The organism is Clostridium guangxiense (assembly GCF_021043395.1).
In the GTDB taxonomy this organism is placed as follows: Bacteria; Bacillota; Clostridia; order Clostridiales; family Clostridiaceae; genus Clostridium_S; species Clostridium_S guangxiense.
Genome location: NZ_JAJNKE010000042.1, coordinates 1 through 20,740, shown reverse-complemented (window position 1 = coordinate 20,740; position 20,740 = coordinate 1). Strand labels below are relative to the sequence as shown.

Sequence of the window (20,740 nt, the reverse complement as noted above, 5' to 3'; positions counted from 1 at the left end):
TCCCCCTTACCAAAAATAAATATCTCCTGTCCATGTGTTTCCACCACTGCCTCCATTATTATAGTTGTATATTCTTATTGTGTTCGCATCAACATATGAAAACGTGAGTACTATATTCCCAACAGTCCCTACCGCAGTAATCATAGGCATTTTGTTAAGATTATGATTTATATTTATAGATGAATTTGCTACAATGGTTGCAGTGGATTTAAACCTCCACTCTAAGGTACTATTCCATAAATATGCATTCCACATGTCAATTCTGCCTATTCCCCCATTATTAGAACCATTGTTTAGAACTAAAAGTGGTGTGTAAGTATTTCCTGATGAATCAGTTTCTAGATTTTGATATGTCAATCCAAATTTATAGTTTCTATTAACTCCAATTGAATAACCCGCTGCATACGGACTAGTAGTATCATGAGAAGAATATATCTTTCCAATGTTATTTCCAGCACCAGACCCCCAATCATGAAAAAATATATTAGTATCAGACATTGTAATAGCATCTGTACCATCATCCTGTAAAGTTTTAAGTGTACCAGCCATAGTTAAATTTCCATTAGCATCTTCTGACAATACTGTTGCATTTGATTGATTCTTAATAGTAAAGCCACCGTTGTTTATTGTAATTCCTGTCGTATCAATTACAACATTATTGCTTATACCATTAAAACCTATTTGAATATTGCTTGCAGTTTGTGCTATCGTAGTAGCCTGTGCAGTTGTTATCTTTTGCCCTAGGTCGCTTATATAGGCTGTACTAGTTCTTACAGTGTTAACTATAGCGTCACTTGTAATTTTACTCTCTGCGGTGCTTACTCTACTTGTCAAAGAGCTTAAATTACTATTAGTAGTATTTAAGTTGCTTTGAACTGCATTTGCTGTTGTATCGTCTGTATATTTAACGCCTTTAGCCCAGTCTGTAGCTGTATAAGAACCGCTAGCCCTACCAGTTTTACAAACCATCATATCTCCAGAAGTGCCTTGTGACCACAAATCTCCTACATCATATGGTGGTGCTGGCTGACTTGTAAATACTCTTTTCTTCGCATTAGCAGTAGTCTGTGCACTGTTCGCCGCTGTCTGTGCCTTACTAGCATTTGTTACCGCTGTATTAGCTGTATTTTGTGCGGTTGTTACATTGCTATTAGTAGTGCTAAAATTATTATTTACTGTTGTTTGATAGCTTGTAAAATCACTAGTAGAAACTTTTAATGTTATAGAATTTTGTAATTGAGTTATAGAGCTTTCCGCTGTGCTTATTCTAGTTGTTAATGTAGTTATATTTGTATTTGCTGTATTTAAATTATTGTTTGCACTGTCTATTTGGCTTTGAGTATCTTCTGGTGCTGGTGTCCAATCCGTAGCTTTTGAGCCTTTTTCCAATTTAATATTTGTTATATATATAGGTGAATTATCAGCAGAGCTAAAGGATAGAGTGCCACCCGTTATAGTTACAGTACAATTAATCATGGTAGTATATCTTTGCCAAGAAGTTGTTAGAACTTGACTATTACCCCAATCCGCTAAGCTTCTTGAAGGTCTAATGGTTTTACCATCTACATCTGCTTTTGCCACATAAGAGACAACGTAAGTTTGATTTGCTTCCCATACATTGGCTACACTATTAAAAATTCTCCCATTAATACTAAACTGTAAACAATGCCCATATATACTATCTTCAATAACTTGTGATGTACCACCCTCAGTTGTCCAACCTGTTGAGCTCTTATAAAAATTACTATTTAATACTAAGTTTCTACCACCAACCTGTATATTATTAATGCTAGTATTTATATCTGTCTGCGTGACTTTAGAGGTTATTTGATTTTGAAGTACAGATATTGAGCTACTTTGACTACTTAACGTATTGTTTATAGAACTTATTTGCCCATTTACAGTGCTTTGGTAGTTCGTAAACGTCTGTGTATCTACCTTTAATGTAATGCTGTTCTGTAAAGCACTTATACTGCTTGTATGACTACTTACAGTAGTTTGGATAGAGGTTATATTAGAATTTGCTGTGTCTATCTGCCCTTGCACATCTTCTGGAGCTGGTGTCCAATCTGTGGCTTTATTACCTTCTTCTAGTTTTATATTAGTTATCTGTCCAGAATGTCCATAAAATACTCTGAAATAAAATATCCCAGTATTACAATCTGCTTGGGTTGTAAAAGTTATTGTAAATTTTTCAAAAGACCATGTTGGTGTACTATCATTTACTACATGGTCTTGATAGCTTGCGACAGTAGTTTTAAATGAGCTATCCCTGTATTCAACAATATAGGTTACCCATGCTCCTCGTGCCTCATAACTAAGAGTATACTGCGTATTGGGTTCTAAAAATAATATACGTTGAGTTATATCAGAATAACCAGTAGATATTTTAGACATATCATTATTTATTGCAGATTTTTCTCCATATTGATTATTAAGAATGTCTACTACACTTGGGCTATATAAATTCCAATTATTATTTCCTTGACTAAAATCACTATTCAATATTAAATTAGTACCGCCAACCTGTATAGCATTTATGGCATTAGTTACATCTGTGGTATTAGCTTTTTGATTAACAGTAGTGCTTATATTGCTAAATTGAACATCTAATCCTTGTCCATTCAATAAAATTTTAGAACCCTGTATGCTTGTAGTTCCACCGTTAATGGCAGTAACTACAGAATTAATATCCAGTTTAGTACCACTTATATTTGCATCAGAGCCTATCTTTGCATTATTTATGCTCCCGTCTGTGATACCCTCACGCTTTACGCCTGTTTCATCTAAAAGCACTGTTGTTCCATCTGCACCACGTACCCTAAAACCATATATAGAACCATCTCCATTTACATCACCAATACTTACACGTTCATATAGGCTACTATCTGATTTATTTGCAAATACTTGAAGCCTATTACCTTTTATAACTAACCTTGAATTAGCACCAGCTATGGTAATTTTAGTTGTATCCAAAGTACCAGCATTTAATTTACTTACATCTAAATCGCTTATCTGAGCGCTTCCTATAGCTCCATTTGCAATAATAGAGCTCCCAGCTGCTATTGTTCCCGCTGCTATATTCTCCGCTGTAATATTTCCAGCTAAAATATGGTTTATATTTGCGGTACTAGCTTCTAGCGTATTTATTCTTGCATTTGAAGCTTGCAAATCAGTTATATTTGCTTTATCAACCTGTAAATTTTTAACGCTTTCATTTGTTACATTTAGGTCTGTTATATTGGCTTTAGTTGCAACTAAATTATTAATTTTTGCATTATCAGCAATCAAATTTTGCACATTCTCATTAGTTACATTCAATTGCTCTATTGTGGCTTTATCTGCTAAAAGTACTTTAATATTAGCCTGTTCTGTAACCAATCTATCTACAGTATTAGAAACATTACCAGAACTGCTAAAGTTCTGTCCAGTCTCTGTTTTTCCTACAGCTTCTATGTGACCAGATAACCCACCTTTATAAGTAAACTTATTATCCATAACCAGTGTATTAAATGTATTTCCTTTAGTATCTGTTATAGTGATTTTATCACCACTCTGTAGTGCTGGATTACCTCGCCAGTCGGCACTATATGGCATATAATTCAAACTCTTTAGTGCATTGTAGATACTATTAAGCTGGTCTTGTGTCATTATAGGATTTTTAAATTGAATTTCATTCCCATAGCTTCCGGCTGAAAGTATAGTATTATCATTAACCTGACAAGAAAGTTTTCCTATAGCAAAAGTGGTTGCGTTAGTCTTAAATGAAGATGTGTAATCATTCTTATCAAGACTTATTCCACTATCAGTATAAGTTGTTATTTCAAGCTTTCCATCACAATTAAATCTAGAAAAACCACCTAAAAAAGAAGCTATAAATCCAACAGCTTCTCTATAGGTGTATCCCTCTATTTTATTTACCTGGATATTAGGAAGAGTGCTTGCAAATTCAACTCCTGCCTTGGTGCATATCTCCTGTGCCACATTGTTTATATCTGTAGGGTATGTTAAGTCCGAAAAATATGCCTGCTCCAAAAGTATCATATTGTCGTAGCATGTTAATTTAACTGTGTTATTACTACTTGTACCTTTATCGATATCATCTACTGTAAACTTTCCTAGTGGCACAGTTTCGTAAGTTCCATTAATCAATAAACTCAAAGTACCCGTAACCTTAGCATTTTCAAGAACTAAACTTTCAGGTACTTTTGTAAGCGTAACGGTTAAGCAAGAACTCCCTACTCCACCAAGCATAAAGCTATCTGTAGGATTAACATTTTCCTCTAAGTCTATTTCTACAATACTGCTATCATCAAAACTGGTGTCTCTAACTGTTACACTGCCTTTAAATTGTCTACCATTCTGTTTTATTGCTTTCAAAAAATCTTGTGTAACATTATACATATAGTTTACCTCCTTTCAGAGGCTTTATTCCTCTATCATGTAGTCTATAGCTTGAAGCTCTGCTGGAGACATCTGAACACCATTAAGCAAATCAAACTTAAATTTATGAATTTCAATATCTGTTTCAATACTTAATAACTCTTCGATATCTTTATCCCATGCAGTTTGGTCTTTGAATTTTATTTGACCTTCTTTATTTGAAATGATCTTATTGTCTTTGTCTTTCTCGGCATACTTGTCAATCAGTTTTTTTCTTTCTTTTTCATAAATTTTTAATTCTGCGTCTATCTTGGATATATTCTTAGCAATAGCATATGAAACTTTAACAGGCATCTGTTTTTGTGCAACTACCTTCAAAGTATTAATACTTTCCAATATTTCTCTATTTGTAATTTTCATCTTAAATCAATCCTTCCTAATTTTTAAGCCAATAAAAAAGAGCCTTTACTTTAGGCTCTTTTTTATTGTTAATTATTCTTTATTAAATGATACTATTATAAAATCCATATTTGCATCATTTAGATTTTCTTGGAATGAAACTTTATAGCCAACGTCTTCAAGCTTTTCCTTTATATATTCCTCATCTTTTTTACGTATTTCTTGAGTAATACTATAAGCTCCCATTTTAGCGCTACTCTTAATCATTGTACTCAAGGTTTCTAAAAATTTTTCTCTGTCTTTTGTAAGTCCATCCCAATAATTTTGAGCTAATTTATGTGCCTCTTTTTCACTTGGACTAAACTTTGAATTTTTATCAATCATTTTTTAACCTCCTTTGCAATATGTTTCTACATAAAGAGGTTAAATCCTTTCAATTTTTACTGAGAATTTTTATTAGTAATTTGCAATTCTAATTGGGTTACTCTCTTGTTTAATCTATCAATATTATTTATAAGATTTGTTATCATGACATCTAATTCTTCATTGTTTAATTTGACTTCTTGATTTTCAACTTTATTCATTTATACCAATCTCCTTTCTTATTCAAATATTGTAAATCCAAGCTCTTTAGCTCTTGCTTTTACTGCACTTTCAAATTCTGTGTATTGCTGTTGTGCTGTTTCTCCTACCGTGTTTATAGCTCCTGCTGTTGTAAATAATGTTTTATTACTTACATTAACATTTATGTTGAAATTCTGACTATTACTATCTAACATAGAAGCCAAATAAGCTACAACCGTATCATTACCATTCGCGTCTTTTAAAGTTATATTTGCGTTGAAGTTTGTTGATGTACTAATATCCATATTTATCACCATTCCTTTTTAAAAAATCAAAAAAGAGCCTATTTCTAAGCTCTATACTTCTATTAAATCCATTTTTAAACCCTGCCATATTTGTTTATCAAAGTTATATGCAGGAATTGTTCTGTCACCAGCATAAAATGTTCTTGTCTGGTCTGCACCATCATACGGATCCGGATAAGTTACACTTACTCCAGTTGGATTTACTGCTTGAAGAATTGTGCTTATTTCAGCTTGTGTAAGTGGTCCCCATTCACATTCTAGTTTTCTCATTTGTCTTATCCTGTCACGCATAATCACGCCTGCAGCATTTCTTGTCGTACTGTCACTATCTAAATCAACTAGATCAACTTGAAATGTTTTTGGAGCAGCAACAGCCACTCCATTTATAATTAATGCCATTACTACTCACTCCTATACTTTTAACAATGTTACTCCAGCTTGTCTTTGTACTTTGTTTATAGCTGCTATTGCTATTCTTCCAAACTCAGTATCGCTAATCTTAAATATTAAGTCCCCATTGCTATTTCCGTTATTATTACTAGACTTACCATTATCATTTTGTTTAAGCTCTTTTAATGCTTCAATAATAGCCTCAATAATAGCTTTCTTAAATTCTTCAATTGAACTATTCGCATTTGGTTTTGACGTGCTATTACTCCCAACCATAGATAAAGTGGGTTGTTGTATGGAAGCTGTCTTTACTCCAATGCTCATATCTGTGCTTAAACCATTTATAGCATTAGTTACAATATCTTTATTTGCATTTATTCCACTCGCTAAGCCGTACATAAAATCTGGCATCCAACTTTCATATTTTTTTAATGGTCCAACATCTGGAACACTAAAATGCAAATAACTTGTTATTGTATCAGCTATTCCACTAACTGCATTAACTATAGACCCTACTTTACTTTCTATACCATTAATTAGACCGCTTATAAAATCTCGACCCCATTGTAATGCTCTACTAGGAAGAGATGTTATAAAACTTATTGCACTGTTAAAACCACCTATAATTGACCTTCCTATACTACTAACAATACTCATAGCTCTTCCTGGAAGTCCACCCATAAAACTCATTAAGCCATTAAAAGCGTTTATACAAGTACTCTTAACTTGATTAAAATGTGTGGCAACATACCCAATAGCAGCACCAAAAGGTCCAAATAATATTCCAGCTATAATCGGTACAACAGTTCCAATATTATCTTTTATAGAATTAAATGCATTCACTGCAACATTTTTTATATTATTAAAAATGTTTTTTAAGAACCCTGAAATCTCATCCCAATGTTGATACAATAAAACACCTATGGCTATAACACCAGCTATTGCTATAATAACTAAGCCTATTGGGGATGTCAGTGCAGTAAAAGCTATGTTTACTACATCTTTAAATTTATTAATAAGCTCTATTGTTCCATAGAAGCCTTTTATGGCTAACGTTACGCCATTCCATGCAAGAGCAAAGCTACTTACAACAGTAATTATGATATCTAATACAGGTTTACCACTGCCCATGAGCCAATTAATTATTTTAGATACAGTATCAAATAATGTTCCTAACGCGTTTAGTACAGGTGCTATCGCCGGAGCTATAATATTAACAAACCAATTTACAAATGGAACTACAAAATTAGTGTAAATAAATAAAGCCAGCTCTCCAACTTTTAGTCCTAATTTTACAAGACCTTCAAAAGCATGCTGCCCGCCATGATCCCATATCCATCCTAGCTTCTGTGTAACATTTTCTATTACTTTACTAGTAGCATTTAAAGCTTGCATAAATATATTAGCAAAATTAGGACCTTCTTCGGCCCAAACATGCCTTATAGATTGCAACATTTTATTAATTAAACTAAGAACATTGTTAAGAGCATTGGCTATATGCTGTACAATTTGTGTACCTATATTTCCTTTGTTCCAGGCATTAGCAAAAGTTACTCCAATATCACCAACTATATTTAAAATGTCCTGAAGAATTTTTAAAAGATTAATTAATATTCTTTCACCAGTTCCATTAGTCCAAACCGTATAAAAACTCTTCCCTATAGCTCCGAGTAAATCTTCAATTCCTTGTAGTGCATGTTTAGCAGCATTGATAGTATTTACACCTTCTACTGCCCAAGCTTGTTTAAATGGTGTCCACAGTCCTGCTAATATTTTTTTAAATTTATCAGCCCATGCAGCTGTTGTTGCTTCAATTGGTGTCATATTTGCCATTGGCACTATTGGCGTTTCAACTCCACCTCCAGCTGGTGTTGTTGTCTTAGGCGCTTTTGTTGAACTCGAATCACTTAATTTATTGATTGCATCAAAACCAGCCAGCCCCTTTTTAGCAGCTTCACCAGCTTTTTCAGCTGCATCACCAGCGGATTTAGCAGATTTACTAACTCCACCTAAGCTATCAGCTGTTTTCTTTGCTTGTTTTTCAGCTTGACTGTATGCTCCTATGGATTGTTGCATCGCTTGAGCTGCTCCAAAACTCTGGGTATATGTTTTTCCAAATAACTGTGATATAAAGCTTGCTATATATGCAGTTACAGTTGCTAGCGCACTCATTAATGAATTTAATGCTGGAAGTACAGCCTCATATATTGGCATAAAAGCAGTGTATAAATTACTTCTTATTTGGTTTAAGCTACCTGCAAATTGAGCATTTACCATTAAAGAAGAACCTATGAATTTGGCTAATGAACCAAGGCCACCCATTATTGCTGGAAATACAATTCCCCATCTTATCATACTGTCAAGGAATCCATAATTACCTCTAGTAGCATTATTAGTACTCTGTCCAAAATTTTTAACTGAATTTGTTGCTTGTTTTGTATTATTACTTATATTTTTCAATGCCCTGTCTGAAATATTAGCAAGTGCAGCTAATCTACTTAACCCATTACTTACTGAATTAATTCCGTTATCTGAACTTTTAGCAGCACCGCTTAGCCTTTCAAATTGTTCATCAAGGTCTGCAAGCTTAAATCCGGCCTTGTCACTTTGGGCTATTAATTTATTTATAGTTGCTTCCGTTTGAAGTATTTGCTCTAAAAGTTTATTTTTTCTGGCACCATCAAAAGCCATGTTATAACTTTCTTTTAATTGGGCTAGTTTCTCCTTTTGCTGTTCTATTTTAGCATTAATAATATCTAAACTTTGAGTAAGATTTTCTATCTGTGTTTTTAAAGCTTCAAGATTAATATTACTTGGTGGTGCTCTTGGACTTGCTGGAGTAATCCTAGTGTTATTATTTGGTATAGGTATATTCTTTGGTATTTCAAAATCAATTGGTATTTTTACCTTTATATTTGACATAGCTTTATTTATTGTGCTTTCTATGGTTTTTTGTATGTTTTTCATACTATTTTCAATAGATTTTGAAATAGTATTGCTAATTGTATCAGCAATACCTTTAAAATTTAAATTTCCAATGTTTTTTAGAGAGTTTTGTATATTTTCACCGATTTTACTAGCAGCCTCAGAAATTTGCTTGCTTAAGTCTCCATCAACTTCCATATCTAAGCTTATTTTACCTACACTATCATTTGCCATAATCCCACCTCCTATTTTAAACAAAATAAAAACACCTAGTTTAAAACTAAGTGTTTTGCTTGCTTTATTTAATTTTTATAATTTCCAAGTATGTCCACAATTAAGGCATTTAACTTTTCCCTTTTTAATTTTATTAGAACTTAATCCTCCCATAGTTGCTCCCGCAGCAGCCCCAAGTCCACCAGTAAGTACACCTCCAACAACACCACCAACAGCAGCTCTGCCTAGACTTAATTTTTTTCTTTTATCTAAGTAGGTTATATTGGTCGATTTACATTTAGGGCAATAAGGTATATGCTCCTTTTTTAATTGCTGAATTCTCTCTTTTTGATATTCCTTTTCTTCTCTTTTCTTTGAGTCACTAAATGGGTGCATAGCATCTAACATTGCGTTCTTTTTTTCTTCTAATTCTTCTTGCTTTGCTTGGCTTTTTTCCCTAATTGCAGCCATTTTTCTATTTGAATCAGCCTGTTTTTGTGCCATTTTATTCATAAAATCCTTAAGTCCCATACAAATACCTCCATAATACAATTTAAATAGATTATACTACTTCATGGTATCTTATCCAAATGCTTTTTTAAACATTTCCTGAACGTCTCTAATTGCTTTTTGCTTTTCTTCATCAGTCAAATCATTAACCGGATTATGCTTATTTCTCCACTCATTTCGTATTCTATGCTGTTCTGGAGTAAAATTTTTAAGCATGTTTTCATCTTCTTCAGAACGTATAGAAACAATTTGTCCAAGTGGAGTTTTAGGCATAATTCCATTTAGTAATGTACTAAATTCAGCCCAAGACATATCCCGTTCATTACGAAGTCTTATTCCATACTGAGCTGTAAAGCTTGCTTCTATCAATGGCCAATCATCAACTAGGTCATACCAATTATCTCCGAAAATTTTTCGCTTGTTTTGCTGCTTCCTTTTCTATGTCTTCAAGTTCCATTTCCGAAATAGCTGCCATTATTGCATTTATTATTGTTCCTGTAGCTTTCACGGATAAGTTAAGACCGTTTATATAATCAAGCGCGTCCTTTCCAAGAGCTGCCTCTATAACCCTATCCATTCTTTCAAAATCATTAAGCTTTTCATCTTTAGCTAATTGAGTAATAAATATAGCTTGATTTTTACTATTATTAACTGCGTACTCATGCTCATTATCAATTTTAATAACAGGCTTATCATTTGTAAGTCTATTCATTATATCATACACTTTTCCCATTGCCATTTATAATTACCTCCTATGCTGCAGTCGCTGGTGTATATGTTGGCTTTCCATCAGACTTTAAATCAAACTCCAATGGCGCAACCTTTGTACTATCATCTCCGCCCGGATTAGTTACGTCTATCACACAATTAAATGTTAACTTTGAACCATCTGGAAAATCAATTTCTGCCATAGAACTGCAATCAAGACCATCTTTCCATGCTACTGCTGCTACATAATCATTACCTGGATCGCCTACATTCCTTTTGCCTTTAAGGCTTATAGAAAATGATTTACCTGTCATAAGACTTCTAGCCCAGCCATTTGTTGTCATTGGTGTCCAGTCCTCAGTTTTTCCATCTATCTTAAAACTAAAAGTTTCCATGTCCGCAATTGATACCATATCAGTTGCAGTACTTGCAGTACCTTTAGTTCCAATCTTGAATCCAATATTGTATACAGGGTATACTCCACTTGTAAATGCCATTATTCACTACCTACCTTTCATAATAAATTATTAAATTAACAACATACTCATATATGCCATTATCATCTGTTCCTACACTCACTGGCTCATCAGTTCTCATATCAAATTTAATTGCTCTTGTATTGTTTATCACGGCGCCTTGGCCAAAGAATATATTATATATCTCTTGTGCCTTCTCTTCTGCTATATTTGCATTATTTCCCCAATGAACTAATATAGAAATAGCCTTAGTGGCATAGCTTGTATTTGCTAAACCTCCTAAGGCTATATTAGGTGCAGGCCCTTGTGTATTATATATGCCTATACACTGCTCTTTTGTAGCATCAATTTTTCCTATATACCAATTAGGACTATTCGTTTTAGTTTTTAGCCAATCTCTTATTTCACTTAGCAACATTACTTTACCAACCCCTTACTAAGTTGTTTGAAAAATTTCATATAAGTATCTTTTATAAAGTCTCTTTTTTCTCCATCAACATAACTCTGCATCCATAAGCCTTGGGCATTTACATTTTTATCAGTTCTAAAATTATATTCAGGATGCCAATATAAACGCCTAGCATATGGAGTATCAAAAATTATAGACACTATAAATTTTTCAAGTTGAGATGTATCTACAAATCCACTTCTTTCAAGTTCTCCTGTATCTTTTGGAGTAACAGCAGATGTTTTTATATCACTTAAAACTGCTTCCATTGTCATTTCAATGGCTTGTTTCTGTGCTTGAACTAATTTGCTTATATTGCCATTATTAAGCTTTATATCTACTTTAACCTTCATGATAAATTAAGCTCCGTAGAGAATACTGTACCATCAGGATTAAGTGGCTTTTCAATTGAATAGATATTTTTCTTATCTTCTCCTTTTAACACATAGCCCTGTTTAATTGCTACATCACCCTCTATAACAGCTTTACCTGTAAGAGTTACCAACTGCTTTTCTGGTGTCATAATCTGCCTTGTCTTATCGGTATAAATACATTTACCTTCATATACAGGTGTATCATCAGTTCCACCATCCTCATTGAGCTCCGTACTAAAAACTTTTATATCAGTCTTAGCCAAAAACCTCGGAAATGGTAATTTCAACCCCATAGCTATAACCTCCTACATGTTAATCCTGTTTGGCTTAAGTAATTCATAACTACATCAGTAGTCTTTGCATTACCACCGCCAGAACTCGTATCGAGATTAAGCTGTACACTTCCAGCTGTGTATCCACTAATAGGTGTATTTAAATAATCACCATACTCATACATAAAATCAGCCTGACAGCATACAGCCTTTTTAATTTTTTCTTGTTGAAACGGTGTAAGATTATCAAAACCAATTCCAACTATCCTGTTATAAGTAAGGCTATCAATTTTATCACTGGCAAGTTCAAGCCTATTATTAAGTTCATCATCTGGTATTGTACTGCCTTTGAACGTATTCTTATAATAATCAGAGTCCGCATACATGACTATTTACCAACCTTTATTTTATTTAAAATATCATCTTTCTTAGTTAATCCTGTAAGATCTATATCCTTACCCTCTGCATAAGCTTTTAATTCGTCAACTGTCATTTCATCAACAGACTTTTCTCCAGCATTATTTGGTTGCTGATTTTGTTCAGCTTCCTCAACTGTATAACCATGTTCTTTGAACCATTGTATCAAATGCTTATCTTTGGTCTCTCCTACACCTTTAGAAAAAGCTACACTAGCCGATACACCAGTGTAGCTTTCATTAGGACTATATACTTTTGCCATAAAAATCCCTCCTATTGAACTTTAATTTTTCTCATAACTCCGGCTGCTTTTGTAGCTTCAAGTGCAATTGCTGCTACCATTTCAACCTCACCAGTCTTTACAGCTCCTGAAGTTGTGAAATCTGGAAGCCATGTTTTAATTGGTGGTTGACCTGCCATACTTATTCCATGCAATCCATCCATTGCAAGTCTTGCAGCATAGAGCGAAGTTTGACCTGCATTAGGATTTACTGTGGTACCATCGGCAAGTTTTGCAGCTTGTGTTGAAACTACTGGGTCATTACTGCCAGATTTTGCTCCTAAATCAACTAATGGAATATTGTTATAGCTTTCAACATTTTGACCAAAATCATTTTTAGTTGTTTGGTAAGTTCCTGCTCTTCTTGCGCATGCTCTTATTTTGGCAATTAGTTTTACGTTACCAGCAATAAATGTAGGCTGTCCATCTAATCCCATTAAAAATTCATCAAGTGCATCTAAGAAATACTTATAGTTTGCATCTACTGCGGCAGATGTTGAAAGGTCTATAACATCAGTAGGAATGTCTTCTGTTGAACTACCCGTAAGTGCCTTTTCAAGTCCATCAAAGGCGTTTGCATCTGTTCCACTATCTCCGTTGATAACAGTATCATTGAATAGTGCCTGCGCTGCCTTAATCTTTTGTTGCATTTGCAAAGTTACCTCTTTAGCTGCTCCACCTAAATTAGCAATAATTCTATCAATCTGAAAACTTCCGCCAAATACTTTGAGGTCTGCATAGTACTTGTCTTTTGTAACTTCCTGTGGTGTATACTCGCTGTTTATTGCTCTAAATTGAGCAGTTGGTTGAGTAGTAAGTCTTAGATAACTATAGGTCATTGTAGCGCCTCCCCCAGTAGGTGAAACTACATCATCAAACGTAAGGTTATCAAGTAAAAAGTTATTCTTTCTAAATTCGTCAATAACACCTATTTGTAAATCATCTTGTAATTGTTTTTGTGCTTCTAGTAATGTAATCATTAATTATCATCTCCTATTTTGTTAAATTATTTTGCTGAAAATGTGCCGCTACAGCTCCGAATAATGATGTTGGCTTTGATTGCTGTTGTTCTGTTCCTTTGCCATCAGTACCAACATGAAAACCTGGCTTTGGATCATTATTATTTGCTGGTGTTTCTTCCTTAAACAAAAATGCTTTAGATTCTTTTAAACCTTTAAGCTGTTCATCAAGTCCAGTTACTTTCCCATCATCACCTAAAATAAGCTTTGATTTATCGATAAGCCCTGAAACTATATCCTCATCTTGAACTTTACCAGCAACAGCTAATTTAATAGCATTACTTAATTGAAGATCCTTGTAAGCTTCATCTTTCTTTTTACTTTCATCTTGCAGTGTTTCAATCTGTTTCTTAAGTGTCTCATTGTCTCCAGTTGAATTTTTAAGGGTTTCAAGTTGAGTTGCATTTTCCTTTACAGTAGCTTTGAGGTTCTTATTCTCCTCTGAAACAGTATCAAACTTGGTTTTAGGTACATAAGTTTCAAGCTCCTTTTTAGATTCTTCGGCTGCCTTTGTTGCCTGTTCTTCTGTAAGTCCAAGAGCAATAAATTGTTCCTTTGTCACTTATAATCAATCCTTTCATATAAATTTAAACAGTTTATTGTCTTATTTAGGACAAAATTAAAAAGCCCTATTTCTAAGACTTTAATTTAACCATATGAGAAACAGCCACAGTGCTATCCACCACAAAATGTTTCTAATGCTTTCAATTGCTTTTACTAAATCTTTATCATCATTCAAAATTCACACCTCACTTGCATTTAATTTTAGGCATAATAAAAGCACCTACTATTTTCATTTAGTAAGTGCTTTTAAATTACTTCTATAGACTTTATCTCATTTTCATAGAGTTCAATTCCATAAGAACCTTTGTCTATGCTTATGCTTGCTATTTCAGGCTCATTATCTAAAGCCTGTGTATAACAATCACAGTTGCCTTCTATTATTTTACCATCTATACATGTTACTTTAATTCTTTTACCTGTATATTCCCATAGTTTCATATTATTCCTTCTTTACTGTTGGCACTATATGCGTACCATTCTTAGAGTAATGTATAATAAATTTATTGGTAACTGTCTTTTCTCCTGTCTTATTATTAATACTTACTCCTATATTTTTGTTGGCCATTATCAGTTCCTTATTGTTCCACTCGCCTTTTAAGTTTAAATTTGGTCTTCCAGTACCAGCATACTTATTTATAAGCTCTTGCGCTTCTTCCATAGAAATAGTTAAATAGCTTCTACCTTCAATATAGTTGTTATTCCCAATAATATGTTTACCCTGCTTACCTAATTCGATATTTAAAGGTTGTTTCCCTGATTTAATAAAATCTTTTATTTCTTTTATCTTAGCATTTTCGGCATTGTCTTTCAACTCTTGTTTATGTGCTTCTATATCCTTATCGCTTATTCCTGGATTACTTTCTCTCCAGTTATTCCTTCTAAGTTGTGGATTATCACTTAAATGTTGCTGTAACATATTTTCATACTGTTTAACCTTATCTTCTGCCTTACTTACATTTTCAGCATCTACAGAACCGGCTTCAACTCTTTTCCATTTCCTAATCTGTCTTTCCAGGTATCTTTGTTTTTGCTCTGCTGCATAATTAGTATTTATTGTGTCTTCGTCTGGTACTTTAGGAAGTTGAGTTATACCTTCAAAGTAAGTGCTAAGTGTATGCCTACAGTTTGGATGTAATAATCCTGCTTTCATGGCCTCGCTAAGCAATTTATATTTCTTGCTATATTCCTGGGTATATTCTTGGCTTGGGTGGCTGTATACATCATCTATAAGTACTTTTCCTTGCCATGGTAAACAAAGCTTACAAGTATTCGCGTGAGCTGAAACAACAACTAAATGTATGTCCCACTCATCCCGTTTTTGTCCTTCTCCCATAAATGTTGCACGCTGAGAAGCTGTTCTTAGAGCCATTTCTGCATACGAAGCAATATTAACTCTTTTGCCATCCTTATACACGATACAGTTAATACCTTTATCTAAAAAGTCCTTTGTTGCCATGTCTACAGCTTGATATATTGTTTTTGCACCACTCTGTAAAAACATATGGCTTTTAAATATTGTCTGCCTGTATACATCGTCGGACATTCTAAGCATAGCTGTCCGACCATTCTTTAAATCATTAGTAGTGGCATCAATTAAGGATTTGAGCTTTTTTTCATTAACCCCGAAGAATCCTGTTTCCTTAGGTCCTGTTTTGAATATTCTCCTAAAGAGCTTTTGAATTGGAGTTTTAGGCTCAATATTTTCAGGAAAGTTAAAAGAAGCTTCTTTCTTATTACTCTTTTTTAATATATTCCTAATCCTATTTATTATTTTTAACACTCTATTCTGCCCGGCATTAAAGTTTTCATTAAGAGTATTTTTTATTGCTTCTTCAATTGGATCACCAAACTTGTCAATTATTTTTTGATTATCTCTCCTAAACTTTTCTAAATTTCTAAGCTTTGTACTCTGCCACTGCTCCCACTTAAATCCTTCCTTTTCTTCTTCTCTTTTATGAAATGCAAAAGCGCGCTTCATGGACTTTATAAGCTCAAGCTCTATCTGTGTGAATATTTCCTTTAAATCATAATCTTTCATGACTATTCACCATTTTGCAAAGTTTCATCTGGTGTAACATCTGTATTTGTAGCTGGTTCATCAACTGTCATTATTCCAGACTGCTCCTTAATCCTTTGAACTTCCAAAGCTTTCTCTTCATCTGTCCAATCTTCTCCATACATTTCCTCAATAGATTGTTCAACACTCATTATTCCATAATTCTTAGCTTTTCCTACAGTATCAACTATGGTATCAAATGAAGGACTTGCGTATTCACCAAAATTAATTGTAGCCTTATATTCTTTAGGAACTGTTTCATGAACAAGATCATTAACTTGAAGCACTATCTCTATTAATCGAGGTAATATTTTTTGTAATGCATCAATTAATTTTGACCGTGTATACAAAGTTGTCTTTTCCTTTTCCCTTTGTGCTTCTGCATTATCTGTTTTCTTTAAATCAATTCCTAATGTTGCTGGAGAAATAATTCCTTGTAAACACACATCTAATGCACTACTATAACTATTTACATAAGCTTCATAGTTTATTGCAGCCTGTTTCATATCTATTTGGTTTTTAGCATCCTCAGCAAGGCTTGAACCTATTTTTACAAATTTATTATCAAAACTATTAGGTTTTAATAACTCACCAGTATCAGGGTTTTTAGGTATTAAATCCTCAGGTATATATTTGACCACTCTTCCATCTCTAATTGCATCAATCCATTGACTTATTACTTCATCCAGTGCGTCGAAGCTATCTGACTTACTATCAAATATACTCTTACCTCTATTGTCAAACTTCTGGCTCTTAAAGAACATCAAAGGCACAGCCATCATGAAATTACCATCAAAGGTTATATCCTTTAAATCCGCTGTATCAGGTATGGTATTAAGTGGTACTTCTGCTCCATCCGACCCAAAAAGTTTATATTTTATATACCCCTTTCCATATGTCTCCTGAAGACTATAATCCTTATTGTTCACAGTGTAGGACACATAGAATAGAACTTCTTGAACCCTGCCACGTTTAACAGTATAATCAACATTTTCACCACCATAAAACTCAATTATAGGATATGGTGATATGTCTGTATCAATGGATACTTTAAAAGCTCCATCACCAGTAACAAGCGTTTCAACTATAGATTCACCTACAAGCTTAGTAAAATTATTATCCTGGCTTATTTCTGTCCATAAATCATTAAGCTGCTGCTCTTGTAAATCTATATTCTCAATGTCCTCTGTCACAATATCCGAAAGTCTTTCAACTATCATTGCTGGCAATCCGCTGTGTATTTTACGTATATTAAGATTTTCACTTGGAACTGCTGCCCAAAATCTTGATTGACTTACAAGATCCTGTGCTGACTGTTTAAAAAATTGATCCAGTTCTGACGGATCTCCTCTGTACCAAATTCTATTTTTAAGCACATTTCCTTGAAAGCTTAAGGGTTCCTTTATCGTTATAACTTTATCCTGTGCCGGATATATATTTAAATACTTAATAGCTGCTTTTGTTAGCATATTCTTTATACCTCCTAATAGCCCCATGTCACACCTCCTTATAGTCTCCAATCATCTTTCTGAATGGTATCCATGCATACTGACCAGAGTTAATTGTATGATCGTTTGCGTCTTCTGGCTCGTACTTATCTTCTTTCCATGAGTAAATCTCTAATTCTGCTATATGATTTACACACGTATTCACAACGTAGTAATAAATCTTTCCTTCTATATTGATCCAGCCAAGCATTGTGTGTATTCTATCGATAATACCAAATTTCTTATAGCTGTTAACAATGTTATACAAGTTTGGCCTAGTTCGCTTTAACTTTTTGAGTTCCATTATTGTAGCTTGGTCTGCACTATCAACAAAGACATCTCTTGCAAAGCCCCAGTCTTTTCTATTCTTCTCCAAAAAATCGATAAACTTAGGTGCAATGTCCGACGGTGCTAATGGTACGCTCAAATCCTTATTGCTGTATACTTCCTCATCTAGCATTACAAGCTCTTTATTTGCCGTAATACCCATGAAAGTAAATGCAAATGTATCAGGGCTTTCCTGTGAATATGATGTATCTAAGCCAGCAGTGAACTGTACAAAACGCATTTTCTTAGCACGTTCTCTAGTAATAACATTGTTCTTTCTCTCAAAATTGCTAAATATAAGCCCTGTTGCCCTACCTCTAAGACCTTGAATTTTATTTTTATAGAGCTTTGTTCCCTTAGGAGCTGATCTCATTTTCTTCTCAATATCTTCCTGAGTTAAACTTAAATTATCTCTAAACGTAAAAAACCAATACCGCCATTTCGGTACTGGTTCCTCATTTAGCTGCTCCATTATTTCCTTTGGAACATCAGCAGCATATTTTTTATATGGTCTTGAGCGATTTATAAACTCTTTATACACAGGTAGGTTAGGATCATCAGGGTTAAGTGTTGCCATTAGGTAATCATTTCTTGTACTGATTTCTCTTACAAAGTCTATATCTGCTGTATTAATTTCATCAATATACACACATCCAAACTGAGAGCCTAATACCAACTCCCATTTATCCCTGTTGTCATAACCTAGCACAAATATTATTTTATCCTCAAACTTGATATGTGGTATTTTATAATCCTTATCACCATTACCATAATACTTTGCTTTACCTTGGTGTATATCAAGTATTCCATTATCCTGTTGTATGATATTCTTTTCTGCTACACCTGTAGTTCTGGAAGCAATTACATGCAGTTTCTTTTTGCTTTTACTTACCATGAGCATAAACTTAACACCAGCACCTACAGTTGTTTTTCCACTTGCTGTTGTGCCCTCTAAGAAATCAGCATCCACATTCTCGGTTGTATTGATAAAGTCAATATATTTTTGGGATAAAGGAAATTCATTCGTCAAGGCCTTTACCGCCTATCTGATTTACTATATCCGCAAATTTCTCTGACTTCTCAACATTCAAATCGACTTTATCCGTGAACATGCCAAGGTGCTTTCCTAATAGCTCTAGGGCTTTCATTTTATCAGCAAGTTTTATTTCTCTTTCAACGCCTTTACCATATGCTGTTGGAACTGTTTTAATTTTAACTGACTGTATAGTAGCAAGATCATCATCAGATACTTTCTTTTTTACTGTTGCATTATTGACGTTAATTACATCACTTGGCTTTACAAATGCTATACGGGCTAATTCTCGTATAACCCTATCTTGATTTATTCCTGTGCGCTTTGACCTTTCTGCCATTGCCTTATCTATATAGTCTTTTATTGCCGGCTTTTCAAGTAATTCATAACTGTGATTCCTGGCGTATGAATTACTATAGCCTGCTCTTATAGCTGCCTGTGTGACATTAAGGTCAATTAAATACTCATCACAAAACAGCTTTTGCTTATCAGTTAACTTGGCCATAATGCCACCTCACTTTCTAGTTATAATCTGTGTAATTTTCATTATGCATAATCGAAGTCTAATTTCGTCAAACGTAGATTTCACGCAATCATATTAATCGCGTATAAATAGCATGGTTAAGCCATTCTTAAGCATACATATATTCTTGAGTTTAGTTTTATGCATAAATTTTATTATATTTATACATCTTTTTAGTCTTTATGCGCTATTTATTCATGCTTTATGCAACAAAAAGCACCTGAACTTACTCAAGTGCTTTTAATCATCTACAATTTTCGTTTTTATCATTTTCTCATATTATAAAAAGTACGTCAATCCCATAAAAAACTAACATTTTTTAAGCCATTTTCAGTGTACTTTGGCTATATCATTGGCTTTTCATATTTTTATCAAGGACATTTTTCTATAGTTTTAAGCCATCAATACCAAAAAATAAAATTGATAAGTCTTCTATGGCTAGTCGCACATCTCTCCCCACTGTCTTTACATTAAGATTAAAATACTCTGCTGCCTGTTCATAGATTAGATTCTTATTATCTTCCACAGGATCTATATACAGATATTTGATTATCCTATACCTTCTTTCATTTTGTGGCCCTTCATTTTTACATATGCTCTCGTAGTATTTCAAAACTTTATTCATGTGACCTATTATCACAGCCGTTCTTTTTTTAGTTCTGCTTATGGCCTGCACATACTGCTCATCATCATCTATTGCCTCAACATCATCTAAGATATCTATTGCATTCTCCTCGTAGATTTTATCACTGGAGCTATCTGCAAGCCTATCATGCACCTTAAGGTCACGATAATGTTTAAGCAACAATCTAGTATTCCGTAATCGCCTGTCATATCTCTTTGTAGTCTTATAATACTCCTGTTCTTTTATATACTTTATGCCTTCACGAACACCTATTTTTACAGCTTCCTCATACGTTAAATTTTCCATGCACATCTACTCCTTTACATCAATTTCAATTCCTGTTTCTATAGACCAGGCTCTACCTATATAAATGCTAACATAAGATTGTAGGAAAATGATCATATAAGAATGTATGAAAAATAGCCTAGATAAGTTATAATTA

Annotated in this window: 24 protein-coding genes; all 24 read right to left on the bottom strand. The window is 33.8% G+C overall.

Going from position 1 to position 20,740, the window contains the following annotated elements:
* Positions 1-6 precede the first annotated feature (6 nt).
* Positions 7-4,404 (bottom strand): hypothetical protein, encoded by a 4,398-nt coding sequence (locus LQK79_RS17660; RefSeq protein ID WP_231017347.1) that lies wholly within the window; start codon positions 4,402-4,404, stop codon positions 7-9.
* A gap of 24 nt (positions 4,405-4,428) precedes the next feature.
* The gene (locus LQK79_RS17655) at positions 4,429-4,803 is read right to left on the bottom strand and encodes a DUF1617 family protein (protein WP_231017346.1); all 375 of its coding nucleotides are present in this window, start codon (positions 4,801-4,803) and stop codon (positions 4,429-4,431) included.
* Between the two features lie 72 nt (positions 4,804-4,875).
* Positions 4,876-5,166 carry a hypothetical protein gene (locus LQK79_RS17650; RefSeq protein ID WP_231017345.1) on the bottom strand — a complete coding sequence of 97 codons (291 nt, stop codon included), beginning with the start codon at positions 5,164-5,166 and terminating at the stop codon, positions 4,876-4,878.
* Between the two features lie 56 nt (positions 5,167-5,222).
* Complete coding sequence (locus LQK79_RS17645) at positions 5,223-5,366, bottom strand: hypothetical protein (RefSeq protein WP_157055850.1); 144 nt, start codon at positions 5,364-5,366, stop codon at positions 5,223-5,225.
* 18 nt (positions 5,367-5,384) lie between these two features.
* Complete coding sequence (locus LQK79_RS17640; RefSeq protein WP_053243606.1) at positions 5,385-5,651, bottom strand: hypothetical protein; 267 nt, start codon at positions 5,649-5,651, stop codon at positions 5,385-5,387.
* Between the two features lie 51 nt (positions 5,652-5,702).
* Positions 5,703-6,050, bottom strand: coding sequence for a DUF6711 family protein (locus LQK79_RS17635; protein ID WP_053243605.1), 348 nt, complete (start codon positions 6,048-6,050; stop codon positions 5,703-5,705).
* 12 nt (positions 6,051-6,062) lie between these two features.
* Positions 6,063-9,200 carry a phage tail protein gene (locus LQK79_RS17630; protein WP_231017344.1) on the bottom strand — a complete coding sequence of 1,046 codons (3,138 nt, stop codon included), beginning with the start codon at positions 9,198-9,200 and terminating at the stop codon, positions 6,063-6,065.
* Positions 9,201-9,275: 75 nt separating this feature from the next.
* Positions 9,276-9,710 (bottom strand): hypothetical protein, encoded by a 435-nt coding sequence (locus LQK79_RS17625; RefSeq protein ID WP_053241804.1) that lies wholly within the window; start codon positions 9,708-9,710, stop codon positions 9,276-9,278.
* A gap of 51 nt (positions 9,711-9,761) precedes the next feature.
* Entirely contained in the window at positions 9,762-10,058 is a 297-nt protein-coding gene (locus LQK79_RS17620) for a Gp15 family bacteriophage protein (protein WP_231017343.1), read from the bottom strand.
* 28 nt (positions 10,059-10,086) lie between these two features.
* The gene (locus LQK79_RS17615; RefSeq protein WP_231017342.1) at positions 10,087-10,428 is read right to left on the bottom strand and encodes a hypothetical protein; all 342 of its coding nucleotides are present in this window, start codon (positions 10,426-10,428) and stop codon (positions 10,087-10,089) included.
* Between the two features lie 13 nt (positions 10,429-10,441).
* Positions 10,442-10,894 (bottom strand): phage tail tube protein, encoded by a 453-nt coding sequence (locus LQK79_RS17610; protein ID WP_053241806.1) that lies wholly within the window; start codon positions 10,892-10,894, stop codon positions 10,442-10,444.
* A 10-nt stretch (positions 10,895-10,904) separates the two neighbouring features.
* Positions 10,905-11,291, bottom strand: a complete 387-nt coding sequence (locus tag LQK79_RS17605) for a minor capsid protein (protein WP_053241807.1) — start codon at positions 11,289-11,291, stop codon at positions 10,905-10,907.
* Positions 11,291-11,674, bottom strand: a complete 384-nt coding sequence (locus LQK79_RS17600; protein WP_053241808.1) for a hypothetical protein — start codon at positions 11,672-11,674, stop codon at positions 11,291-11,293. The genes LQK79_RS17605 and LQK79_RS17600 overlap by 1 nt, the downstream gene beginning before the upstream one ends.
* Entirely contained in the window at positions 11,671-11,988 is a 318-nt protein-coding gene (locus tag LQK79_RS17595) for a hypothetical protein (protein WP_053241809.1), read from the bottom strand. Before LQK79_RS17595 ends, LQK79_RS17600 begins: the two co-directional genes overlap by 4 nt.
* A 2-nt stretch (positions 11,989-11,990) precedes the next feature.
* The gene (locus tag LQK79_RS17590; protein WP_053241810.1) at positions 11,991-12,353 is read right to left on the bottom strand and encodes a head-tail connector protein; all 363 of its coding nucleotides are present in this window, start codon (positions 12,351-12,353) and stop codon (positions 11,991-11,993) included.
* A 2-nt stretch (positions 12,354-12,355) separates the two neighbouring features.
* Positions 12,356-12,646, bottom strand: a complete 291-nt coding sequence (locus tag LQK79_RS17585; RefSeq protein ID WP_053241811.1) for a hypothetical protein — start codon at positions 12,644-12,646, stop codon at positions 12,356-12,358.
* Between the two features lie 11 nt (positions 12,647-12,657).
* Complete coding sequence (locus LQK79_RS17580; protein WP_053241812.1) at positions 12,658-13,644, bottom strand: major capsid protein; 987 nt, start codon at positions 13,642-13,644, stop codon at positions 12,658-12,660.
* Between the two features lie 13 nt (positions 13,645-13,657).
* Complete coding sequence (locus LQK79_RS17575) at positions 13,658-14,245, bottom strand: phage scaffolding protein (protein WP_053241813.1); 588 nt, start codon at positions 14,243-14,245, stop codon at positions 13,658-13,660.
* A gap of 248 nt (positions 14,246-14,493) precedes the next feature.
* Positions 14,494-14,685, bottom strand: a complete 192-nt coding sequence (locus LQK79_RS17570) for a hypothetical protein (protein WP_053241814.1) — start codon at positions 14,683-14,685, stop codon at positions 14,494-14,496.
* Between the two features lies 1 nt (position 14,686).
* Complete coding sequence (locus LQK79_RS17565) at positions 14,687-16,285, bottom strand: phage minor capsid protein (RefSeq protein ID WP_231017341.1); 1,599 nt, start codon at positions 16,283-16,285, stop codon at positions 14,687-14,689.
* A 2-nt stretch (positions 16,286-16,287) separates the two neighbouring features.
* Complete coding sequence (locus tag LQK79_RS17560; protein ID WP_053241815.1) at positions 16,288-17,799, bottom strand: capsid protein; 1,512 nt, start codon at positions 17,797-17,799, stop codon at positions 16,288-16,290.
* 1 nt (position 17,800) lies between these two features.
* Positions 17,801-19,147 carry a terminase gene (locus LQK79_RS17555; RefSeq protein WP_053241816.1) on the bottom strand — a complete coding sequence of 449 codons (1,347 nt, stop codon included), beginning with the start codon at positions 19,145-19,147 and terminating at the stop codon, positions 17,801-17,803.
* A complete protein-coding gene (locus tag LQK79_RS17550) occupies positions 19,137-19,655 on the bottom strand; it encodes a terminase small subunit (protein ID WP_053241817.1) in 519 nt (172 codons plus the stop codon). The genes LQK79_RS17555 and LQK79_RS17550 overlap by 11 nt, the downstream gene beginning before the upstream one ends.
* 403 nt (positions 19,656-20,058) lie before the next feature.
* Positions 20,059-20,604, bottom strand: coding sequence for a hypothetical protein (locus LQK79_RS17545; protein ID WP_231017340.1), 546 nt, complete (start codon positions 20,602-20,604; stop codon positions 20,059-20,061).
* Positions 20,605-20,740 lie beyond the last annotated feature (136 nt).

Coding starts and splice junctions, on each gene's coding strand:
- LQK79_RS17660 (WP_231017347.1), bottom strand. CDS start 4,404: ATGTATAATGTTACACAAGATTTTTTGAAAGCAATAAAACAGAATGGT.
- LQK79_RS17655 (WP_231017346.1), bottom strand. CDS start 4,803: ATGAAAATTACAAATAGAGAAATATTGGAAAGTATTAATACTTTGAAG.
- LQK79_RS17650 (WP_231017345.1), bottom strand. CDS start 5,166: ATGATTGATAAAAATTCAAAGTTTAGTCCAAGTGAAAAAGAGGCACAT.
- LQK79_RS17645 (WP_157055850.1), bottom strand. CDS start 5,366: ATGAATAAAGTTGAAAATCAAGAAGTCAAATTAAACAATGAAGAATTA.
- LQK79_RS17640 (WP_053243606.1), bottom strand. CDS start 5,651: ATGGATATTAGTACATCAACAAACTTCAACGCAAATATAACTTTAAAA.
- LQK79_RS17635 (WP_053243605.1), bottom strand. CDS start 6,050: ATGGCATTAATTATAAATGGAGTGGCTGTTGCTGCTCCAAAAACATTT.
- LQK79_RS17630 (WP_231017344.1), bottom strand. CDS start 9,200: ATGGCAAATGATAGTGTAGGTAAAATAAGCTTAGATATGGAAGTTGAT.
- LQK79_RS17625 (WP_053241804.1), bottom strand. CDS start 9,710: ATGGGACTTAAGGATTTTATGAATAAAATGGCACAAAAACAGGCTGAT.
- LQK79_RS17615 (WP_231017342.1), bottom strand. CDS start 10,428: ATGGCAATGGGAAAAGTGTATGATATAATGAATAGACTTACAAATGAT.
- LQK79_RS17610 (WP_053241806.1), bottom strand. CDS start 10,894: ATGGCATTTACAAGTGGAGTATACCCTGTATACAATATTGGATTCAAG.
- LQK79_RS17605 (WP_053241807.1), bottom strand. CDS start 11,291: ATGTTGCTAAGTGAAATAAGAGATTGGCTAAAAACTAAAACGAATAGT.
- LQK79_RS17600 (WP_053241808.1), bottom strand. CDS start 11,674: ATGAAGGTTAAAGTAGATATAAAGCTTAATAATGGCAATATAAGCAAA.
- LQK79_RS17595 (WP_053241809.1), bottom strand. CDS start 11,988: ATGGGGTTGAAATTACCATTTCCGAGGTTTTTGGCTAAGACTGATATA.
- LQK79_RS17590 (WP_053241810.1), bottom strand. CDS start 12,353: ATGTATGCGGACTCTGATTATTATAAGAATACGTTCAAAGGCAGTACA.
- LQK79_RS17585 (WP_053241811.1), bottom strand. CDS start 12,646: ATGGCAAAAGTATATAGTCCTAATGAAAGCTACACTGGTGTATCGGCT.
- LQK79_RS17580 (WP_053241812.1), bottom strand. CDS start 13,644: ATGATTACATTACTAGAAGCACAAAAACAATTACAAGATGATTTACAA.
- LQK79_RS17570 (WP_053241814.1), bottom strand. CDS start 14,685: ATGAAACTATGGGAATATACAGGTAAAAGAATTAAAGTAACATGTATA.
- LQK79_RS17565 (WP_231017341.1), bottom strand. CDS start 16,285: ATGAAAGATTATGATTTAAAGGAAATATTCACACAGATAGAGCTTGAG.
- LQK79_RS17560 (WP_053241815.1), bottom strand. CDS start 17,799: ATGGGGCTATTAGGAGGTATAAAGAATATGCTAACAAAAGCAGCTATT.
- LQK79_RS17550 (WP_053241817.1), bottom strand. CDS start 19,655: ATGGCCAAGTTAACTGATAAGCAAAAGCTGTTTTGTGATGAGTATTTA.
- LQK79_RS17545 (WP_231017340.1), bottom strand. CDS start 20,604: ATGGAAAATTTAACGTATGAGGAAGCTGTAAAAATAGGTGTTCGTGAA.